Below are 20,121 nucleotides of genomic sequence, written 5' to 3'. Positions count from 1 at the left end.
ACCTGGTTTTAGTTGATATTGAAGTAGTGTAAAAATAGGAGAGACTTTAATTCAATTGAACAACTCGTAATGAAACTTCAACTGCAAACTGTTGAAGTACAGATTGAAGGGCTGGAAGCCGATGTGAAAAGGTATAGGATACTTGCTCCTAAGGATGCAATTCAGGGTGTTCAGTTGGAAAAGACGGAACTGAAAACCAGAAATCGGCCCATGTACAAGCTACATTAATGGAGCAGATTAATAAGACCACCATTATGGCTCCTTTTGCGGGATTGTTACAGCGAAACTTACCGAAGAAGGCGCTTTTGCCACTTTTTCAGGAATTCCATTACTGCAAATTACTGATATCTCTAATTTGAAGTTTACTGTAAATATCCCGGAAACCGGGTATCTCGAATTTGAGCTAAATCAAATTTATACGCTCACTGCAGATATATCCTGAAACAGCTTTGTTGGGTAAAGTTATTGTGACCGTAACCAAAACAATATGGGAAATATAAGCTTTTCCTGTGCAGTTTTCAGTTAAGAGGCACAACTGATTTAAAAATCAAATCAGGCATGTTTGGCAGTGTACAACTAAAGGAAAGTGATGAAAAACATATCATTATCGACACCACATAATGTTTTATTGGGAAACATTCAACCACAGGTTTTATTTAGTAAATAATGGTAAGGCTATTCTTAAAAATATTACCATTTCAACAAGGTTTCAGAATAAAGCAGTAGTGTCAGGTGGATTAACCGGAGGCGAGGTGATAATAACCAACGGATTTATTAACCTTTTGACGGGGCAAATGTATCAGTAAGCAATTAAGAATCAGGAATAATAAATATTACTAAAATATCAATCAATCGCCCTTCTTTGATAATAATTCTTTTCAGCGTATTCGCCTTATTGGGGAATAATAGGCTTCAAAACCTTGGGTATGAACTGTTGCCTGACTTTAACCAGCCGGTAGTATTAATAAAAACAATGTATCCTTGCGTCGAACCCAATGAAGTGAAACCTCCGTCTCCAGAAAAATTGAAGATGCTTTTGTCGAATCTCGAAGGTGTTGATTACCTTGAGACCAAGTCGATGTTTCCAATGCCTCTGTTATTATCGCCAACGTGAAATATGGTATGGATCTGAACATTGCCATGCAGGATGCCCAGCGCTATATGATAATATCCGCAAAGGACCCACCTGCAGATATTTTAAAGCTGATTTTATGAGTAAGGTCTCGCCAAACGATCTGCCCATCATTTCGATAAGCGCAACGAGCAAGCTGCCTGCTACGGAATTCTATCAAAAATGAAAGATGATTATCTTCCACAGATCCAGCAATTAAAAGGAGTGGCAGAAATTAACCCTGCTTGGTGGCGAAGAACGGGAAATTCAGGTTAAGGCAGATAAGGATAAACTTAAACTTTATAAAATATCACTTTCCCAGGTTGTGGAGGCTATTAACCGCTCAGGAATATTTGCCTGCGGGTAAAGCACAAACTGATAAAAGAAAACAATTAGTCCGTTTAACCGGTAAATTTTCATCAGTTAATGATATAATGAATGTTCAGGTGGCTATGCCTGCGCCAGGAATGCCGGTATATGTAAAAGATGTTGCTGCCGTTATTGATGGCATAAGGGAAATAAGTTCTGTTAGCAGGTATAACGGAGTAAACGGAATTGGTATGTTATTGAAGAAACAAGGTGATGCCAATGCCGTGGGAAGTTTCAAAATTAGTTCATGCAAGCTTAAACAAATTGAAAGTGCAAACTAATACACGGTGTAAAATTCATGTTGCCGATGATTCAACGGACATGACTATTGCAGCAGTAAATTCGGTGGTTGATGACCTTATTTTAGCTAAGTGTTATTTTAGTATCACTGGTAATGTTTTTGTTTTTAAGAAGTTACCGGAATTCATTAATTGTCTTAATCGCAATTCCCTACCTCATAATTACCGCATTTGCCGTAATGTGGCTGATGGTTTCACCTGAACCTGATGACCCTGCTGGCCATGTCTTTAATTATGGGATTCTGGTGGATGATGCAATTTGTAATTCTGGAAAATGATTCAGCGTCATCTCGATATGGGCAAAGATAGGAGCCGCAGTATTGGGGGACGTATGGAAATTGGATTTTCAGCCATTTCAATAACCTCGTCGATGTGGTTGTTTTCTTTTCCCATTCTGTTTTTGCAGGTATTTAGCAGATATGCTGAAACAATTTTCAATCGTTGTAATTACATCCACTCTTACCAGCTTATTGGTAGGTTTCACCCTTGTGCCCTGGCTGGCTTCGCGTATTGGGAAAGGAAGATTTAAAACCGACCAACTTCACAAATCGTTTTCTGCTTTGGTTTGAAAGACAATTAACAGCATTTATCGATTGGTATGGCCGTCAGTTAGTATGGGTTCTCAGCCATAAAATTGCCTTTACAGGAATAGTAGTTTTTCTGCTGATTATGACAGTTGTGATAATGGAAACAAGGCAATCAGTAGGCAAAGAAAATGATGTCGACAGGTGGATCAGGAAGTTCCAGCTAAATCTTGAATATGATAAAACTACAACCGTTCAGGATAACAATATCAGAACTCAGGTAGAGAACTTTATCCTGCAGCAACCTGAAGTGGCAACACTTTTCAGCAATATCGCCGGGCCAAGTACAGGCATCGGAAGTTTAGGGGTTGGTTCGGCCAATCTATCAGGATTTACAATTCAGCTGAAGACTGAAAAGGAAAGAAAAATCAAAACCGGAGCGTTTATGAAATCGCTCCGCGAGGGGCTTAAGAAAGAGTTTTCCGGAGTTAACTTTTCAATGGCAGTTTTAGGGCTTGCTGCCAAGCAAAGCTCCCATCAAGATAACCCGAGGCGGAAGCGATTTGGCTCTGGTGATGAAAACAGGAATGAACTGGAGCGGTAATTGAAAAAATACCGGGTGCCGATAATGTTCAGTTATCAGTCGAAGAAGGAAGCCCTGGAGTTAAGGTGATACCTGATAAAGATAAGATAGCACCTGGGATTTAACAACTGCATAGTCGGGTTGGGAAATTTAAGAACCGCCTTCACGAGGAAACGATGATGCCACACTTACCGAAGATGGAAACAGAATATCCTGGGTCAGAATATGGCTTTGACTTTAACAGAGAAAGTACGAAGATGTACAACGTCTTTCCATCGTAAATCCAATGAACATACTCCATCAGTATCACAATCGCAGAAGTCAGGCAGGATAATTCGCCTTCATTGTTGGAAAGATTAGACAGACAACCATCCATAACACTGACATCTGAATCATTTGGAAGACCATCGGCACATTAGCTGATGAAGCAATAAGCTTTTGAAAACCTCAACCATTGCCTGAAGGCGTGAAATTAACCTGGTTGGGGAGCAGATATTAAGACAGAATGAAAGTTTTAAAGCCTTGGGTTCGGTTCTAACTAATCTCATTTATGTATTTATGGCTGATCATGGTAGCTCTCTATGATAGCTATATTTATCCGTTTGTAGCCTTATTTTTACCGATGGCTGGATTGGGGCCTTCCTGTCTTAAATCTATCATTGAATCATTTAACATTATTTGCTCAACTTGGTCTGATTATGCTCATGGGTCTTGTAACAAAATGCCATCCTTATTGTAGATTTTACTAATCAGTTAAAAGCGTTTCCGGGGCAAACGTTATAAAGAGGCGTTGATCATTGCGGGAAAGGAGCGTATGCGGCCAATTTTAATGACCACACTTGCTATGGCCATCGGAATGTTACCCATTGCTTTAGCTTAAGGGTACAGCAAGTGAATGGAAACAAACGGCAGCCCTGGTTATCATCGGAGGACTGTTGTCATCAATTCTGTCGGTTTATCTGTTACCTATGGTTTACTACGTTGTTGATACCGAAGTAAAAAAGAATTACAAAAAGAAAAGAAAATTAAAATGAAGAGAGCAATAGGTATCCTAAAGGGCATTTTTACTTATCCTGCTACTTTCTTCAGCTAACAGTGATCATGAAGTTACTTTTGATTTTACAGTAGAAGCAATGAGGCTTGAAATTCAGATGGCACAGTACAATTTGCTTTGTACAGCAGGGAGGATGCATTCCCCGGATGAACATTTTAAAAAGTATTTAAAGGTACTTACAGGGAAGATAATTAATGGTTCATCATCAGTGACATTTGAGAACTTACTGGAAGGGAAATATGCTATGAAATGTTTTGTGCATGATGAAAATACTGGTTTTTGGCAGGATGAGCAAAGGTCTTATTTTTCCCGAAGGAGGGAATTGGGGTTTTCCAATTATGAGTCATTAGGATTTTCAAACCGGCCTTCTTTTGACAGAGTACATTAATCTGTCAGGTGACTTAAAATCCCGTGAAAATAATCTATCTCTCGAAAAAATAATAACGGTATATTTTCCTTCATTATCAGATGGTCTTATGAGAATACTGCTTTTTATAATTGTACTGACTTCTGTCTCTTGTACGGATATGATCGATTATTCTCCCTATATCGTTGATTTTTCTCCGGAGAACAGTTCTGCTTAAATGCAAGTAATATTGAAAAGCTGAAAGGACAGACAACTGATGATACAATTACAATTGCGGTGACAGGTGATACGCACCGGGCGCGTGTGGATGAAACAGCAGCCTTTGTCGCGATTAAGCTAGGATGCTGCGGGATTGATCTGCAATACATACAGGTGATTTTTCTGATTTCGGCTTGCTAAAGCAGTCTGAATTTTGGATAAACAATATCTTACTGAGACTGAAAAGTCCATATTTTGTGACTGTTGGAAATCAGATGACCTTGTCGGGAATGTCAGCTATGCCTATGAGAAGATGTTTGGTGAATGAATTTCATCTTTATTTTCAGCACTGTAAAATTTATATTCATTAATACAATAGCAGGAATACAATTTAATAGGTTGGGTTAGTGCCTGACATTAAATGGCTTGAAACGAACTTGAGCCTGATAACGCAATTTAGTAGCTGTGGTGGTTTTCCACACACCACCTTTTAACGAAGATTTTAGACAGCTCCCCTTAAAACAGAATTTCATTTAACGATTGCCAAGTATGACAATGTTTTGTTCACCCCTGCATGGTCATTCTCACAGACATGAGATACTCGCTCCTTATCAGGATAGCATTCCCTATATAAACACGTATGGTGTACAGCAACAAAGCATTTATATTATTCAAATCTCAAATGATGAATTCAATATTGAAACGGTGGTCTTTAACGCAGGATTAATTGTGATCTTGTTATTTGCATTTCGGGGAATGCAGACAGCCAGAACTCAATGCTTACTGATTCATCGCGGTTTAGGAGGTTTCTGCCTTACCTTACGTCAAATTTCAGTATGCAGGGGAATTGGATTTATATCTACAGGAGCCGGTTATACTTTTTTTTAATGATAAGCGGGATGTCTCATTTTTTATAAGTTATGTCCCGTATATGATCTCTGAAGATGATCTGCATAGCGTGAGTTTACAGTTTCCCCAAGATTCTTACATTATAAACTCTCTGAAAATACTGAATTCTTACCTCTTAATCTCGGATTCTTCATTCACATCATACATTTGGCAACAAATACTGGATAAGTCAGCCAGCACTATCCCGATAATTATTACTGGTAGGCCCGGGGAAGAATGCGGGTTTATTTATTGGGGGTGAAATTAAAACCAGACTCCTATCAGGTATAACTCCTGCCTCAGGAACTGCATTTTTATTTCGTGTGGGAAGCAGAGTTTTATATCTTATGAATATAGTTGGTAATAATGGGGAAATTCCTTTAAATGAAGTGTTGGTTTTCCAGATTCCGGGTTGGCTATTTACCGTTAGGAATGGTTTTCCTGCCAAAGATCGATACCGAGATAATTGTTAATATTTGATATATACAGACATGAAAAATTCATTCTTATTGTATTTTGATCCCAGCTTTTTATGTAGTTTCTGTCTTTGGACGGGTCCGGGATTCCATTCCCGGCGCATTGGCCATATGGAGATTATCCCAGGTAAACCAGGGAATAGCTATGTTTACGTTCCCCAACTGATATTGGAAACATTAGACCCTTGTGGTTTGAGGTGAATAGTTCCCGAATTTTTATCTCAGAGAAAGTAAAAACTCACGATTATTGGTTGTCCTGACACCGCAAATTATTCTCCGTATGTATCAGGAGAGGTCATATCAGATGCGCACACCAAGTTACATGCCTCAAATTACCTTATATTATATGTTAAATGGGAGAGATGGAAGAATTTAGTCTTTTCGGACGCTATGCCATCATTTCCAACGGGCAGGATGGCGATTTTTCTGGAAAATGGTGAAGTAAATGTAAAGTCTGGAGATTTTTGCTACTAACTATCAGGAATTTGGTTTCAGTTACAACAAATATAAACACCCGATTCGAAGGGAAAGTGCATATCCGTTTTTAAAGTTCTCTTCAAATTCATCCTGAGGCATGGGCGAGAAAAAGTTGGAAGGAATCTCCAGTAACATTCGCTGGCATAATACAATTTCCAATATATAGCTGCCATCAAAACGGATGAGAATACTAAGAAAAGCTGATATCTCGGTTAAAGGCGAATCGACGTGGATGTTTGGTGATTTGAATGCTGGGGTGCGGATTTCATTAAACAGGCTCCAATCTGGGACTGACTTTTTATTATCATCCGAAATTTCTTGAGGATATTGGGTTCTTTTGTCAATCCTATCATGGGTCTGATTATTACAATATCTATTTCAGTCTTCGGTTGGATATTCTTCGGTTTGGGTTAATGACTGAAAAGTTAAGATTTGATTTCACTGTTGTTTTCAAAAACAATTTTAAGCAAAACTATGGAAACTGCAGATTTCAATCATAACAAAATTATAGAACTCATTTCTGTTGACGGGAACGAACAAATATTCTAAGAAAGCTAGAGCAAAAGCACTGGCATTTTTAGTTCAATGTATTCCTTCGTGGATAAGTTTCGGATATGCTTACAGGTATTGGATTTGGAGAGCAATATTCTCCTTACTTTTTGAGTTTTTATTAGCTGCATATATGGCCACCATATCTTTTGCTTGGTGTACTGGGATATGCAATAAGTTGGTTGGCAATTCGCTCGATGGAAGAATTGCCTACTATCGGCATAAGAACGGAAATGGTACGGGTTCGCACTCGACATCATATTTGATTGGTTAGGAGTTATTTTAATGGGGCTGGGTTTTGTTGTTTATACTAAGGGCCTTGGGAAATTGTTGGATTTGGCTTTGTGGTATTGTATGGTTGGGAATGATCACCACTTCGGTTCGATACAGAAAGTTACAGGCAAATACTCTATTGATTCTGGTCTCTTTGGCCCCACCGAGTTCGAATTATCATCTCTTTGATTTTATTGGGAGAAGTGCTTTTAAGGGATCAATTCAGTATGTCTCTCTGTTAGTCACAGTTATCTTGTTAGTAATGAATATTATAGATACTGGTAAGCTATTGAAGCTTGCAAATGAATACGATAATAATGAAAAGAAAAAGAACAAATACCGGAAAATCGCCTGAAATTGCTTGTATTTATAAAAGCTCAGTTCTCAGCATTTCTAGGTGGACTGTGGATTACTTCATTATGGTTTTCTTCACCCAGATATTTAATTTGCATTATACAATTAGTATTGCCATAGGCGGGGTGATTGAGCCATTGTAAATTTTGGCTAGTAAAAAATGGACTTTCTATTCCAAGGATATTCCTTATAAAAATCAATGTCAGCGCAGTTAATGAAATTTTGTTCTCGTTGTAGTTAACAGTATTCTGTTAAAGTCTTCAGGCTATATCTTATTACAACATTTCTGGGATTCGATTACAGAATCAAACCGTATTGCAACCGATTTATTTGAATCAATTGTCTTTAACTATACTATGCAAAAATACTGGGTTTTTAGAAAATGGAATTATCATAAAACAGAATATGGCAGTATGTAATCAATCTGAAAATTTCCAAAAACTATTCGTTTAGCATGAACTTAAAAGTCATTACTCAGTTTATTTATTTCCTTACATCTTTGGATTTGTTTGTCTCAAACAATTCAAAAGAGGTTTTAATGGAGTTGTAGTCGATGCAGACTAATGAGCCTATGGCTTATGTATATCTATTTACCAGATTATGGAGATGGAACCATAACGGATTTAAAGGGAGGTTTTGCACTCACAATAAAAAACTTTTTTACCCTCTAAAAACAAGGTTATAGCGTCATATGTCGGATATAAATCTGAAATTGTTTTCTTATCGAAGAATTCTAAAAAAATATAGTAATTAAAATGGATCCGGCGGTCCAGGTTTTGCAGGAAGTTGTTGTTAGAAAACAAAATATCAGAATAGGAATAATGCTGCAGTTGATTTAATTGAAAAGTAATTGCCAATAAAAAGCAAAATAGCATTGAGGCTTTAGACTACTCGAAAATGAGAAATATGAGAAAGTTCAATTTGCAATCAACGACATAACTCAGGATTATCAGAAGAAAAAAATCTTCAGACATTTTCAGTTTGTGTTCGAAAATATAGATTCAGTCAAAAACAATGGGAAAAAGATCCTGCCGATATATTTGAAAGAATCAATATCGGACTATTCCTATCTGCGTTCGCCAAAGAAAGTAAAAGAAGCCATAACAGCACATAAAGTTGTTACAATTCCTGGAGTTGATAATAAAAGGGATTGGAAGAAAATATCAAATATTTATACCAGGACATTAACATCTACGATGAAAATATCTTATTAGTATCCAATCAGTTCCTGAGTCCTATTGCCTCTTCAGCAACAACTTTCTACCGTTATTATATAGTAGATACCATACAATCAGGCAGTGAAAAATATACCCGAATGTATTTTGGTTCGCGAAATAAAAATGATTTTCTTTTTCAGGGATACTTATATATAACAACGGATGGCAGCTATGCAATTAAAAGAGTTGAAATGTCGGTAAATAAAGATATTAACCTGAATTGGGTAACTGACATAAAGATTATTCAGGAGTATGAAAGAGTAGGAAATAATAATTTGATGTTGTCAACGGATCAAACCTCTGTAAATTTTGGAATTAATAAGAAAAGCAGGGGACTATTTGGCCAAAGTTTGTCAAATACACTAATTACAGATTCAGTCCCACCGAAAATGAAAAACTATTGTCAAGGGGAGAAGATCAAAATTACAGATAGTGCGATGGATCGCAGCAAACAATACTGGGAAAGATCACGACCAACACCACTTAGTAAATCCGAGGCAGGCACTTATACTGCAATGGATAGTATTTTAAATATTCCGGCTTTTAAGCGAGTAAAGAATGTTGCAACCTTGTATTGTTTGGATATACAGATTTGGGCAAATTCGAAATCGGACCGGTCAGTACATTTTATATGTACAATCCAATCGAAGGTTTTCGGTTGAGATTTGGAGGTAGGACCACTTATGAATTCAATAAGCGATTCAGTTTAGAGACCTATGGAGCCTACGGCTTTACCGATCAACGCTTTAAGTATTACCTGGGAGGCACATGGTCGTTCATGAGAAGAGACATCATGCAATTCCCTGCAAAAAATTTGAAAATCAGCATTCAGAACGAAACTCAGCTTCCGGGTCAGCAAATGAAATTTCTGATGGAAGATAATTTTCTCTTATCAATCAAAAGAGGTGTGAATGATAAAATTTTCTATAATAAAACATTAACAATAGAAAATCTTAATGAATTTAAGAATAATTTTTCATACACTCTGGGATACAGATTTACTAACCAGGCACCCGGGGGGACACTTTATTTCAACTATACAGATTATTTATCGCAATACAACGATGTAAACAGCTTGAGTATATCTGAATTCTATATCAATTTAAGGTACGCACCAAACGAAAAATTTTATCAGGGTAAAACTTACCGTATCCCAATAATGGGAAAATACCCCGTTATCGAATTGCGGTACATTGCCGGTTCAAAAGCCTGGGGAAATGATTACAACTATCAGAACCTGCGTTTTTCTATCCGTAAGAGATTCTATTTCTCTGTTCTGGGCTATTCGGCTGTCTCATTGAGTGGCGGAAAAATTTTCGGAAAGTGCCGTATCAGTTGTTGAATATACCTCAGGCAAACCAATCCTACTCCTATCAGATAGAGTCATACAATATGATGAATTTTCTTGAGTTTGTAACCGACCAATATATGTCCTTGTTAATTGATCATTCTTTTAATGGATTTTTCTTAATAAAATTCCGGTCATAAATGGTTTGAAATTAAGAGAAGTAATTACTTTAAAAGCATTGTATGGCAATGTTACCAAGACCAATGATCCTTCGCTGCAAAACCGATCTGTTCAGATTGCCGGTAGAGACAAACGGTACTCCAAATACCTATACACTTGGTAAAACTCCTTACATTGAAGGAAGCATTGGAGTCAGCAATATCTTCAAATTCTTCAGGGTTGATCTCGTTAGACGGTTTACATATCTGGATAATCCAAATGTGTCTGAATATGGCATAAGGATGAGATTCAGATTTGATTTCTAAATGTTTTTAATAAAAGTATGATGAATTATCACTTGCTAACAGGAATTCTATTATTTATCAATCTGTATGCTACTCAGGCCCAGTCTTACTACCCTTTGCCGCCAAAGACTGATAAAATGTTGTTCTACCTTCAGAGGTCGTTTAATACAAACACAATAATTTTTGAAGCAGAATTCTCAGCAGATAATATTCTGAATAGTGAAAGGCCTGTAAAGATGTATTGGAAAGGTATGAAGAGGATGGCAGTATTGCGGAATTGTCTTTTATTCAGCGGAAGATTTTTGACTGAAATGTACTTCGATGGATGAAACAAAATCTTCATTCCTGTTAGTAAATAGCAGATTCAGCCGGATTGAAATTATCGTAAAAAATCAATAACAGGCAATTACAAGGCTTATTCAGAAATAAATAATCAACTCTCTGAGCTTGAAAGTGTATTTATTAAGGCAACCAATAATCCCTTAGGAATACCAATATCATTCGAATATATTGAGATTTCAGGTATATCGACTGAAAATGGCAAGAAAAATACTGAAAGAATAATTCTGTAAGATCAGAAAGAGAAACATATGCTTTCTTATAACTTAGAACCAAATACATGATTAAAAAATTAGCAAAAACAGAAGATAGAATATTTGACTCTGCATACAAGATCTTCATGTTATTCGGATATCACGGAACTACACTTCAACAAATTGCAATGCAGGCTGGTGTAAATAAATCAGCTGTTCATTATTATTATCGCTCAAAGGAAAGGTTGTACACTAAAGTTGTTAAGAAAGTACTTGACCTTTATTTTGATACCAACGTTGAAATCAATACAACCCGAAAAGGAATTGAGAAACCAACATGGTTTCTAATTACTGAGTTATATAATAATAAAAAACTTATTAGAAAGAACCCTGAAAGAGTTATACCCTGCTGATTGGAATGAAAAGTTAAAGGATATAATAAAGCGGATTGAATTTATCGAAATTCCATATTTCTGTGTTTTGGGAAACTTGTAACATATCTCTTCTTGGGAAATGTTAATTTCCTGATTATTAAAGTTCTCACTCAGCTAAATAATTAGAACGAAATTTTCCAGATTGGGATATTGCTTTTCTTACCTCTTCAAATTCCTTCTCCCTTCAGAATTGTCAGAATGGTATAATACAATATTTTCAGATCAAGCCATAACGATTTGTTTTTCATATAATAGAGATCATAATCAAGTCTTTCCAGCATCTCATCTACATTTGAAGCATAACCGTATTTAACCTGACCCCATGAGGAGATTCCTGGTTTAATAGTCTGAATCAATGTATATTGAGGAGCTTTTAGAACGATCTGATCAATATAATATTTTTGTTCGGGGCGGGGACCAATAAGCGACATTTCGCCATAAAGAACATTAATAAAATTAGGGATTTCATCAATTTTATATTTTCTCATGAACCTTCCGATTTTTGTTAATCGTTTATCATTTATACAGGATACAAGAGGCACTCCTCCATTATTAGCAAAGTGCATCGATCTGAATTTATAGATAAAAAAGGGTTTCCCGAACCTTCCAATGCGTTCCTGAGAGTAAATAACAGGACCCTCGCCTGATAATCTGACAATAAAAGCTAGTATCAGCATTACAGGAATGAGCAGCGGAAGAAAAATTATTGTAAGAGAATAATCAATAACTGTTTTGATTAATGGTGGCGGCATAAGGTTCGTTTATTCATTCAAAAATCAGGTCAATGTCCCTACCAGATTACTTTTGTGCAGTTTTTGCGATCAGCTCCTCAAGTACTTTCAAACGATTTTCAAGATCCGATTTAATTGCAGCATTTTCGACTTCCAGTATGCTCAGTATCGACTGTTTTTGTTCATTCTGGCCTTTCAACTGCCCGATTTCTTCCTGCAAACTTTTTATCAATTGTTGCTGTTCCTGGATAGCTTTAATCATTGGGGCCATTAAATCATTATAACGAACGCTGTACATGCCCTCATCGTCTTTTGCAATAATACCATTATTGGTTGCACCTGACATGCTCAATGATTCCTCCAGATCCTGTGCAATTAAACCATATTCACGTTTTTTGCTGACATCGTTGATACGGGAATATGATACAGGTTTCAGGCTGGTAATAAAATCCAATCCCAGGTTTGATTCCTGAATGTCTGATTTGAATCGTTTATCTGAGGTGACTGTCCAGGCCACCTGTATGCCCGCATAGGTGATATTTGCATCTCCGATTCTTACCTGGTTGCTGGCGTTAGGTGTGGGTACCTGGGCATTACTGCCTATTGCAATATTATTACTTCCTATTGTAATATTACTACCGGCACCTCTCCCAAGTGCAGTATTGTCGTTCATTGTAGCATTGATAAGTGCACTAGTCCCAATCGCTGTATTTCTGCTTCCAGTAGCATTAGAGTAAAGTGCAACGCTTCCGTATGAAGTATTCAAATTTCCGGTTGTATTAGAAAAAAGGGAGGAAAATCCGCTGGCAGTATTATCGACTCCTGTTGTATTACTTAACATCGACTGATATCCAACTACGGTATTCGCATTTCCTGTATTTGCAGCGGCATTTGTTGACCCTCTAAGGGCTTCAAATCCAACAGCCACATTAAAATTAGTAAATGGGGTCATGGTGCTATTGGAATAATACATTGCTCTCGCACCTATAGCCGTGGCGTAGGATCCAACCCAATTTGAGTTAAGCGCAAAGGAACCAATTGCAATATTATATCGTCCTGTAGAATTTGATACTGCACTATTATCACCTATTGCTACGTTATTGTCTCCAGTGGTATTAGAGAGTAGTGCCAGGTTACCCATAACTGTATTTGAACCTCCGGTAGTATTATACATCATTGACATTCGGCCAATAGCAGTATTGTTCCCGCCCGAGGTATTTGTATACAGCGCCTGATAGCCAAAAGCAGAGTTTGTTGAGGTAGAATTTGAGTTGCCTGCTTGATACCCATAGAAGGTAACTTGCTGTGCCCCATCAATTCTTCCGGCTTTTTGATTGTTTACCCTGAAGTTGAGAGGAATATTATCTGTTGTACCAATAAAATTTGTCCCATCTACAGTACCGGCATTTCCAGTAAGGCTCCATCCGCCTCCTCCACCTGCAGCCTGCCATGTTGCAACACCTGTTGCATCCGAAGTGAGTACCTTGCCTGCTGCTGGTGTTCCACCTTTTATTTGAAGACCACCTGCTATTAGCGTAGCAGTAGTTCCTGTTCCAGCAAAGACTTGGGTTACTGCAGCATCGCCAAGTTGAATACTATTGCTAGCTGTTACAATAGCACTAGCACCAATTGCAGTGGCATTGGTCAGGCTCCCGGTACTTACATCGGCATAGTTTCCCAATGCAGTATTTGAATTTCCTGTAGTGTTAGAATATAAGGCAGCGTTCCCAATTGCAGTATTGTTACTTCCTGAAGTGTTGGAAAAATGGGCGATCGTACCATATGCACTGTTTGAGCTCCCTGTTGTATTATATCTTAGTGCATGATATCCGGATGCAACATTGTCATTTCCAGATGTGTTAGATATAAGAACCTGATGTCCAAATCCAGTGTTTCCGTTACCGGTTGTATTAGCAAGACCTGTTTGGTATCCAAAATATGTATCATTGTTTGCCGGGAAAATTTTGCCTGCTACCTGGCCATTTACTCTGAAGTTTAATGGTACATTATCCGTGGTTCCAATAAAATTTATACCATTAACAGTGCCTGCATTTCCTGTGAGGCCCCAGCCACTGCTTCCTGCTGCATTAATAATATAGGGGCTTCCGGTAGTACCGGAACCTGTAACTGAAACATTGGCTCCGGATTGTACTTTAGTTTCAGAACCATCTACAACAGGCGTATTGGTCAAATCAGTATAGCTACCAGTTGTGGCAACTATAGCAAGTACGGGTTTATTTAAAATTTCTGAAGCTCCGCTAACTGCATTCCAGTCGGCATTTACTCCTGCAGCGGGGGCTGTCCATGAAGCCACTCCGCTCGCATCTGAAGTAAGTACTTTGCCTACTCCGGGCATTCCTCCTGTCATCTGCAAGCCTCCCGCAATAAGTGTGGCTGTGTTACCTGTTCCGGCATAAACCTTTGTTACAGATGAATTGCCTAACTGAACGGAATTACTCGTATTTACGATCGAGCCTGCACCAATTGCAGTAGCATTGGTTAGTGCACCCGTGCTTACATCTGCATCATATCCCAATGCAGTATTTGAATTTCCTGTGGTATTTGTATAGAGCGTCTGATATCCAATAGCAGTATTGGAATAGCCTTGTGTGTTTGAATAAAGTGAAGAATATCCGGCTGATGTATTAGCTGACCCTGTGGTGTTAAACCTGTTGGAATTACTTCCGGTGGCTGTATTTGATACTCCGGTCGTGTTATCAGCAAGTGCCTGATATCCAAAACCAGCATTATCATATCCAGTGTTGGAATAAAGAGATTGGAATCCGGTAGCTGTATTTCTGTATGATGTTGTGAGGTTGTTAAGTGCCTGGTAACCATAGGCAGTATTTTCGAATCCTGTGGTTTGTGAATATAATGCGGCATAGCCTGTTGCAGTATTATAATATCCAGTTGTATTTGCTCTGAGAGCTAAAAGACCGGTAGCTGTATTTCTGTTTCCGGTGGTGTTTGAATTGAGTGCACTACTTCCGGTTGCAGTATTGCCTTGTCCTTCAGTATTGGAGTAAAGTGCATTTGTTCCGCTGGCAGTATTACCTGCTCCAATGGTATTGGAGCGGAGTGCCCCGCTTCCAATAGCAACGTTAGCACTTCCGGTGGTGTTGGAATTGCCTGCCAGCAAACCATAAAAAGAATTAAATAAAGCAGGATCTATTCTTCCGGCTTTTTGATTATTGACCCTTATATTAAAAGGAGCTCCGTCAGTAGTACCAATAAAATTTGTACCATCAACAGTACCCGCATTTCCTGTCAGGTTCCAGCCATTGCTTCCTGCCGCATTAATAATATATGGGCTGCCGGTGGTTCCGGAACCTGTAACTGAGACATTGGTACCAGAAGTTACTACGGTTTCAGAACCATCTGCATTTGTTAATCCGTCTAGTTTAGTTTTATCGGTTCCACTCATAAATCCGCTTACTGTTGTCGAAGCATCATCATGGGCATGACCGGCAATAAGTACATCTGTCTGGCTTTTTGTGTAATAGTTTAAACTGGCTGAGGTCCATAAGGGATCAGTTTCTGTAAAACCTGTAAGAAAATTGGAAGTCCAGTTTTCCCATTTGCCTGAAACAGAATTATATTTTAATAATTGGTTATTTGCAGGCGAGGTAATATTTATAAATCCTGAAAAAACTGGATCAGTTTCTGTGTAAGAAGTCAGAAATCCTGAGTTATTTGTCAGCTGACTGGTTGTTGTCGGAATAACAGGGGTACCTGTTAAACTACTATAAGCACCATTAAACAAGGCTGGCAGATTTGAGAGATTATTGTAATCAGCTGTTTCAGCATTTTTTGCATAGAGGGCATAAGGCACACTTACCAATTCGCTTGAACCGCTTATTGTGTAACTTGTTCCACCTGTGGGATCTGTTTCCGTAAGCAGAAAATATGGCCCGTTGCTCCAGTCGATAGAGCCAAAATTGCCGCTAAAAACAGAACCTGAGCCAATCTCCAGGGTTACAAGACCGTTTGAATTAGTTGTAATAGTGTGTGTTTCTGCATATACAGCGGAGCCTATTGCAGATCCCTGCAAAATACTGATCTTAATTCCAACTGCCTGGCTCTGTACCAAAACTCCACCTGAGTTTCGTATAACAGCCTGATAACTGAATTTTGAAGGGGCCTGGGAAAAAACTGTTGCAGCGATTATTACTGCTGTCAGGAGGGTAAATAATTTTTTCATATGGTTTTGTTTAATTTATTCAATTCTTGTATATGTTTTGTGTAGAGACGCCAAGCATGGCGTCTCTACCATCAATGTTTAACTATTTTAAAGGTTTTGATTACCCGTGTCGACACAAAATTTTGCATCGTTTTCGATAGCTTTAAAAAATAGGTGCCCGACGAATATCCCTGCATTGGAATTGTAGTTTCATTTGTTTCAACCTTTATTGTCTGCAGGATGATACCGTTTATATTGTATAGAGACGCGATGCATCGCGTCTCTATGATGCCATTGATTTTAAGAATCAGGTAATCTGTTACAGGATTGGGATATACAACGAATTCAAGGGACACATCATTGGCTTCCTCAATGGAGGTCTCAACAGAAATCTCAAAGGGTTGCTGAACCCCCTGTATTGCTGAACCATTTGAGCCTGTTTGGTTAGTATAGGCCACCTGTCCAACGGAGTAACTTACAGAACCACCGCTGCCGGAAGCATTACCGCCAGAAGAAGAGATGGCTTGCTGGGCGTTGATTGGTATGCCGCATACCATTAAAAGGATAGATAGAAGAGCGGATTTCATATTATCAGAGTTATTAATTTCAATATGTAACAAAGAGAATCTGAACCTGAATTGGATCAAATTTTAGGCGGAGCTGAAAGCCTGATATTTCGAATTGTTTCAGGATTTTGAGTGAGGCATGGGTTGAGTTTCGCAATTGAGTGAAATATGTTAATATCAAAAATGAATTGATTAAATCTCAAAAACGGTACTGAAGAAATCACATATATTTATCAAAAGTAAATAAATAGTTGAATAATATACGTAATATGATAAATAACATATTGAATATCTTTTTGTTAAATAATTAACAATATGAACAGGGAATAATTACATGTTTGTCACACATACTGTTGATTTCCTGAAACAATAGCTACATTTGTACTTTATGAAGTAAAAAATATTCCAGATTTATGGTTTCGGAAATGAATATTATTAACAGCACCACTCCTGTATACACTCTGAGTACAGCAGCAAGTCTTTCCGGAATACCAGTTCATTCTATAAGACAATACATTGACAAAGGACTTATAATCCCATTTAAGAAAAAATCCGGTCGGAATTTATTTTCCCAGGTAGATATTTTAAGATTGAAATATATACACAAGTTACTGGTTGACGATGGTTTAAATATTGCCGGGATAAGATCATTATTTGCAATGGTTCCATGCTGGGCCGTAACGAACTGCGATGTTGCCGTACGTGAAAAATGCGAAGCATATGTAAGTGATAAATCTCCTTGCTGGGCTGCCTCAGAAAAAGGTTCATCGTGTTTAAATAAAGACTGTCGCGAATGTGATGTTTACAGGATTGTTGAAAATTACCCGGGAGTAAAATCATTTCTCAGGACACTTATTCCCTGATATAATTCAGCTGTTCATTATTGTTTTCGCTCAAAAGAAAGATTGTATGTGGAATAAATCTACGGATATAACATATTACAATATTTTGGGATCCACATATTTATAGGAATATTAAAATCCTTCTTCTAAATAATATATTTCTTGAAATACTTAAGGATTACAGCTGCAGGCAGGATCCGGAATATTTCATTTTTTTAGATTGTCAATAAACGTATGAATATCTGTATCTAAATATTCGACAACTTTAACTTCCTTATATGAATCTTCAACCTGTTTTTTCTGTTCCTCGTTAAGCGATTGTTCTGCCATAGGGTATAAAATATTGTCTTCCTTATAAATATGATCCTGCAGCAGATGGCAATATCCTCTGGCATTTTCAATTAGTCCTTCCTTATTATTCTGGCTGAGGGCTTCAATCATATATTTTACATACTCCCTTCCTTCATCGTGCTCATTTAACATTACAGGAATAGGGTTGCAATGCATATTATCGAGACTGCTAAGCATAGTTTTAAACAGAATATCCTCTTCTTTTTTATGGTGGAATCCGTCGGCATACTTCTGAATGAAAAGAATCACTTTTTCAAAAAATGCATTGTTGGTACTTTTACCCTTTTCCATCTGGTCGCATTCATTCAAAACAATATCGGTTACTTTGACAATGTTCTGATGTTCATCTGATAAAATTTTTGTTACATTTCTCATAAGTCTTTTTATATTGATTTTTTCCAAATTAAATTTTTCCCCTGCTTCTTCCTGCTTTAAAGCCAGAGACTGGATTGTTTCTGTAGAAATTAGTTTTTCAATAGCCTCCCTGATGGGAACATACTGGTCATGTATCGAACATTGATTATCTGATCCGCAGATTTCAAGGCCAAATCCACAACCGGTAATTTTCTTGTCCCCTTCAACTGCATAAATTAATTCTTTAATTGTGAGTTCGGGTTTGTCGGCATCAAAATAAAACCCGCCATTCTTTCCTTTAAATGACCTTAGCAATCCCATTCTTACAAGCCGTTGAAGGATCTTCGCAGTAAAGAACCGGGGAGCACATATCTCCCGTGAAATTTCATAAGTCCCGGGCCTTATACCAGCATAATTCTGCACTTGGATATACACTAATCCACGCATGGCATATTCGGTCTCTTTGTTGAACATTACGTTTAATCTTATTACAAAATTATGTAAATATTATAAAATACAATCAGACCTTATAGTCTTTTTATAAAAATATTTTATAATTTTGATTTTTGGGTTACAGGTGATCAACCGGATTTTACAATTTTTACCGGAAATAATTCACTTCAGGTTATGTTTTAATTGTCAATAGTTTAATTATTAAATAAAGTTTAATAAATTGTAAAGATTAGGATTAACAGTCTTAAAATGAAAAAAACTGAAAAGGAAAACTCAAGAAGAAATTTTTTAGCGAAGATTGGCACTCTTGGCTTGGGATCACTATCCATTTCTTCTGTCATTACGCAGGGTTGTGATAGTAAGTCACCCGGATCCGAATCTGGGAAAAAAGTAACTTTACTCAATAGCAGCAATGAATTGGTTGAAGTTGATTCAGCTTACATCTCAACACTTAATAAAAACCTTTCACCTGATCACAACAGTACAAGTCGTAATGGTCTTCCCGGAAAGAAGTTTGTTCTTGTAGTTGATCTCGCGAGGTGCAAAAATGCAAGGAAATGCATGGATAAGTGTCAGGCAGTTCATCAGCTCCGTCCGGAGCAGCATCATTTAAATGTTCTGCTAATGAAGGATAGTGAGCATACTGCACCATATTATATGCCGAAGCACTGCCAGCATTGTGATAATCCGCCATGTGTCAAAGTATGTCCGGTCGATGCCACTTTCAAACGAAGCGACGGCATAGTACTTATTGATAATGAGCGTTGCATTGGCTGCAGATTTTGTATTGCAGCATGTCCGTACTCGGCCAGGTCATTTAACTGGTATGAACCGCGGGATGCAGATAAGTACAAAGATGTACCATATGATATCGAGAAGAATGTTCCGCAAAAAAAGGGTACGGTAACAAAATGTACATTCAGTGCAGACTGTCTTCGTGAAGGGAAGCTACCCTATTGTGTATCAGCCTGCCCTAATGGTGTTTATTATTTTGGGAATATATATCAGGATTCAGTAACCAACGGTACCTCGGGAGATACAGTTATCCTGAGTGAATTGCTTGCGAAAAATGCTGGATATCGTTTAATGGAAGACCTGGGAACTGCTCCTTCTGTTTATTATTTGCCACCAAAAGACAGGACCATGTTGCCGGAAAGTGAAATTTCTAACGGATAATTTCAGCATA

14 protein-coding genes and 1 pseudogene are annotated in these 20,121 nt (G+C 37.7%); 11 read left to right on the top strand and 4 right to left on the bottom strand.

Annotated features, from left to right (window positions below):
• Positions 1–69 precede the first annotated feature (69 nt).
• From IPJ16_16465 to IPJ16_16425, 9 genes and pseudogenes are all read left to right on the top strand, one after another.
• Positions 70–228, top strand: a complete 159-nt coding sequence (locus IPJ16_16465) for a hypothetical protein (protein MBK7628761.1) — start codon at positions 70–72, stop codon at positions 226–228.
• Positions 229–826: 598 nt separating this feature from the next.
• Positions 827–3,920 (top strand): annotated as a pseudogene (locus IPJ16_16460) (efflux RND transporter permease subunit).
• Between the two features lie 99 nt (positions 3,921–4,019).
• The gene (locus IPJ16_16455; protein MBK7628760.1) at positions 4,020–4,328 is read left to right on the top strand and encodes a DUF2141 domain-containing protein; all 309 of its coding nucleotides are present in this window, start codon (positions 4,020–4,022) and stop codon (positions 4,326–4,328) included.
• Between the two features lie 4,344 nt (positions 4,329–8,672).
• Positions 8,673–9,401: a hypothetical protein gene (locus tag IPJ16_16450; GenBank protein ID MBK7628759.1), complete on the top strand. Its 729-nt coding sequence runs from the start codon at positions 8,673–8,675 to the stop codon at positions 9,399–9,401.
• Positions 9,371–10,081, top strand: coding sequence for a hypothetical protein (locus IPJ16_16445; protein MBK7628758.1), 711 nt, complete (start codon positions 9,371–9,373; stop codon positions 10,079–10,081). The genes IPJ16_16450 and IPJ16_16445 overlap by 31 nt, the downstream gene beginning before the upstream one ends.
• A 188-nt stretch (positions 10,082–10,269) precedes the next feature.
• Positions 10,270–10,512, top strand: coding sequence for a hypothetical protein (locus IPJ16_16440; protein ID MBK7628757.1), 243 nt, complete (start codon positions 10,270–10,272; stop codon positions 10,510–10,512).
• Between the two features lie 17 nt (positions 10,513–10,529).
• Entirely contained in the window at positions 10,530–10,820 is a 291-nt protein-coding gene (locus tag IPJ16_16435; GenBank protein ID MBK7628756.1) for a DUF4833 domain-containing protein, read from the top strand.
• A 66-nt stretch (positions 10,821–10,886) separates the two neighbouring features.
• Positions 10,887–11,063: a DUF4833 domain-containing protein gene (locus IPJ16_16430; GenBank protein MBK7628755.1), complete on the top strand. Its 177-nt coding sequence runs from the start codon at positions 10,887–10,889 to the stop codon at positions 11,061–11,063.
• A gap of 47 nt (positions 11,064–11,110) precedes the next feature.
• Positions 11,111–11,437 carry a TetR family transcriptional regulator gene (locus IPJ16_16425; GenBank protein MBK7628754.1) on the top strand — a complete coding sequence of 109 codons (327 nt, stop codon included), beginning with the start codon at positions 11,111–11,113 and terminating at the stop codon, positions 11,435–11,437.
• Positions 11,438–11,625: 188 nt separating this feature from the next.
• Here IPJ16_16425 and IPJ16_16420 read toward each other — a convergent pair whose 3' ends face one another.
• The 3 genes from IPJ16_16420 to IPJ16_16410 form a co-directional block, all read right to left on the bottom strand.
• A complete protein-coding gene (locus IPJ16_16420) occupies positions 11,626–12,210 on the bottom strand; it encodes a sugar transferase (protein ID MBK7628753.1) in 585 nt (194 codons plus the stop codon).
• A gap of 46 nt (positions 12,211–12,256) precedes the next feature.
• The gene (locus IPJ16_16415; GenBank protein ID MBK7628752.1) at positions 12,257–16,390 is read right to left on the bottom strand and encodes a tail fiber domain-containing protein; all 4,134 of its coding nucleotides are present in this window, start codon (positions 16,388–16,390) and stop codon (positions 12,257–12,259) included.
• Between the two features lie 71 nt (positions 16,391–16,461).
• The gene (locus tag IPJ16_16410) at positions 16,462–16,956 is read right to left on the bottom strand and encodes a T9SS type A sorting domain-containing protein (protein ID MBK7628751.1); all 495 of its coding nucleotides are present in this window, start codon (positions 16,954–16,956) and stop codon (positions 16,462–16,464) included.
• 392 nt (positions 16,957–17,348) lie between these two features.
• Between IPJ16_16410 and IPJ16_16405 the strand changes: the two genes are divergently transcribed.
• Positions 17,349–17,798 (top strand): MerR family transcriptional regulator, encoded by a 450-nt coding sequence (locus IPJ16_16405; protein ID MBK7628750.1) that lies wholly within the window; start codon positions 17,349–17,351, stop codon positions 17,796–17,798.
• 186 nt (positions 17,799–17,984) lie between these two features.
• Here IPJ16_16405 and IPJ16_16400 read toward each other — a convergent pair whose 3' ends face one another.
• Entirely contained in the window at positions 17,985–18,956 is a 972-nt protein-coding gene (locus IPJ16_16400) for a hemerythrin domain-containing protein (protein ID MBK7628749.1), read from the bottom strand.
• Between the two features lie 228 nt (positions 18,957–19,184).
• Here IPJ16_16400 and IPJ16_16395 point away from each other — a divergent pair, with 228 nt between their 5' ends.
• On the top strand, positions 19,185–20,111 hold the full coding sequence (locus IPJ16_16395) for a 4Fe-4S dicluster domain-containing protein (protein ID MBK7628748.1): 927 nt from the start codon (positions 19,185–19,187) through the stop codon (positions 20,109–20,111).
• Positions 20,112–20,121: the final 10 nt, after the last annotated feature.

This window comes from Bacteroidales bacterium (genome assembly GCA_016709865.1).
GTDB lineage: Bacteria > Bacteroidota > Bacteroidia > Bacteroidales > VadinHA17 > LD21.
This window is presented reverse-complemented; position numbering and strand designations above follow the sequence as displayed.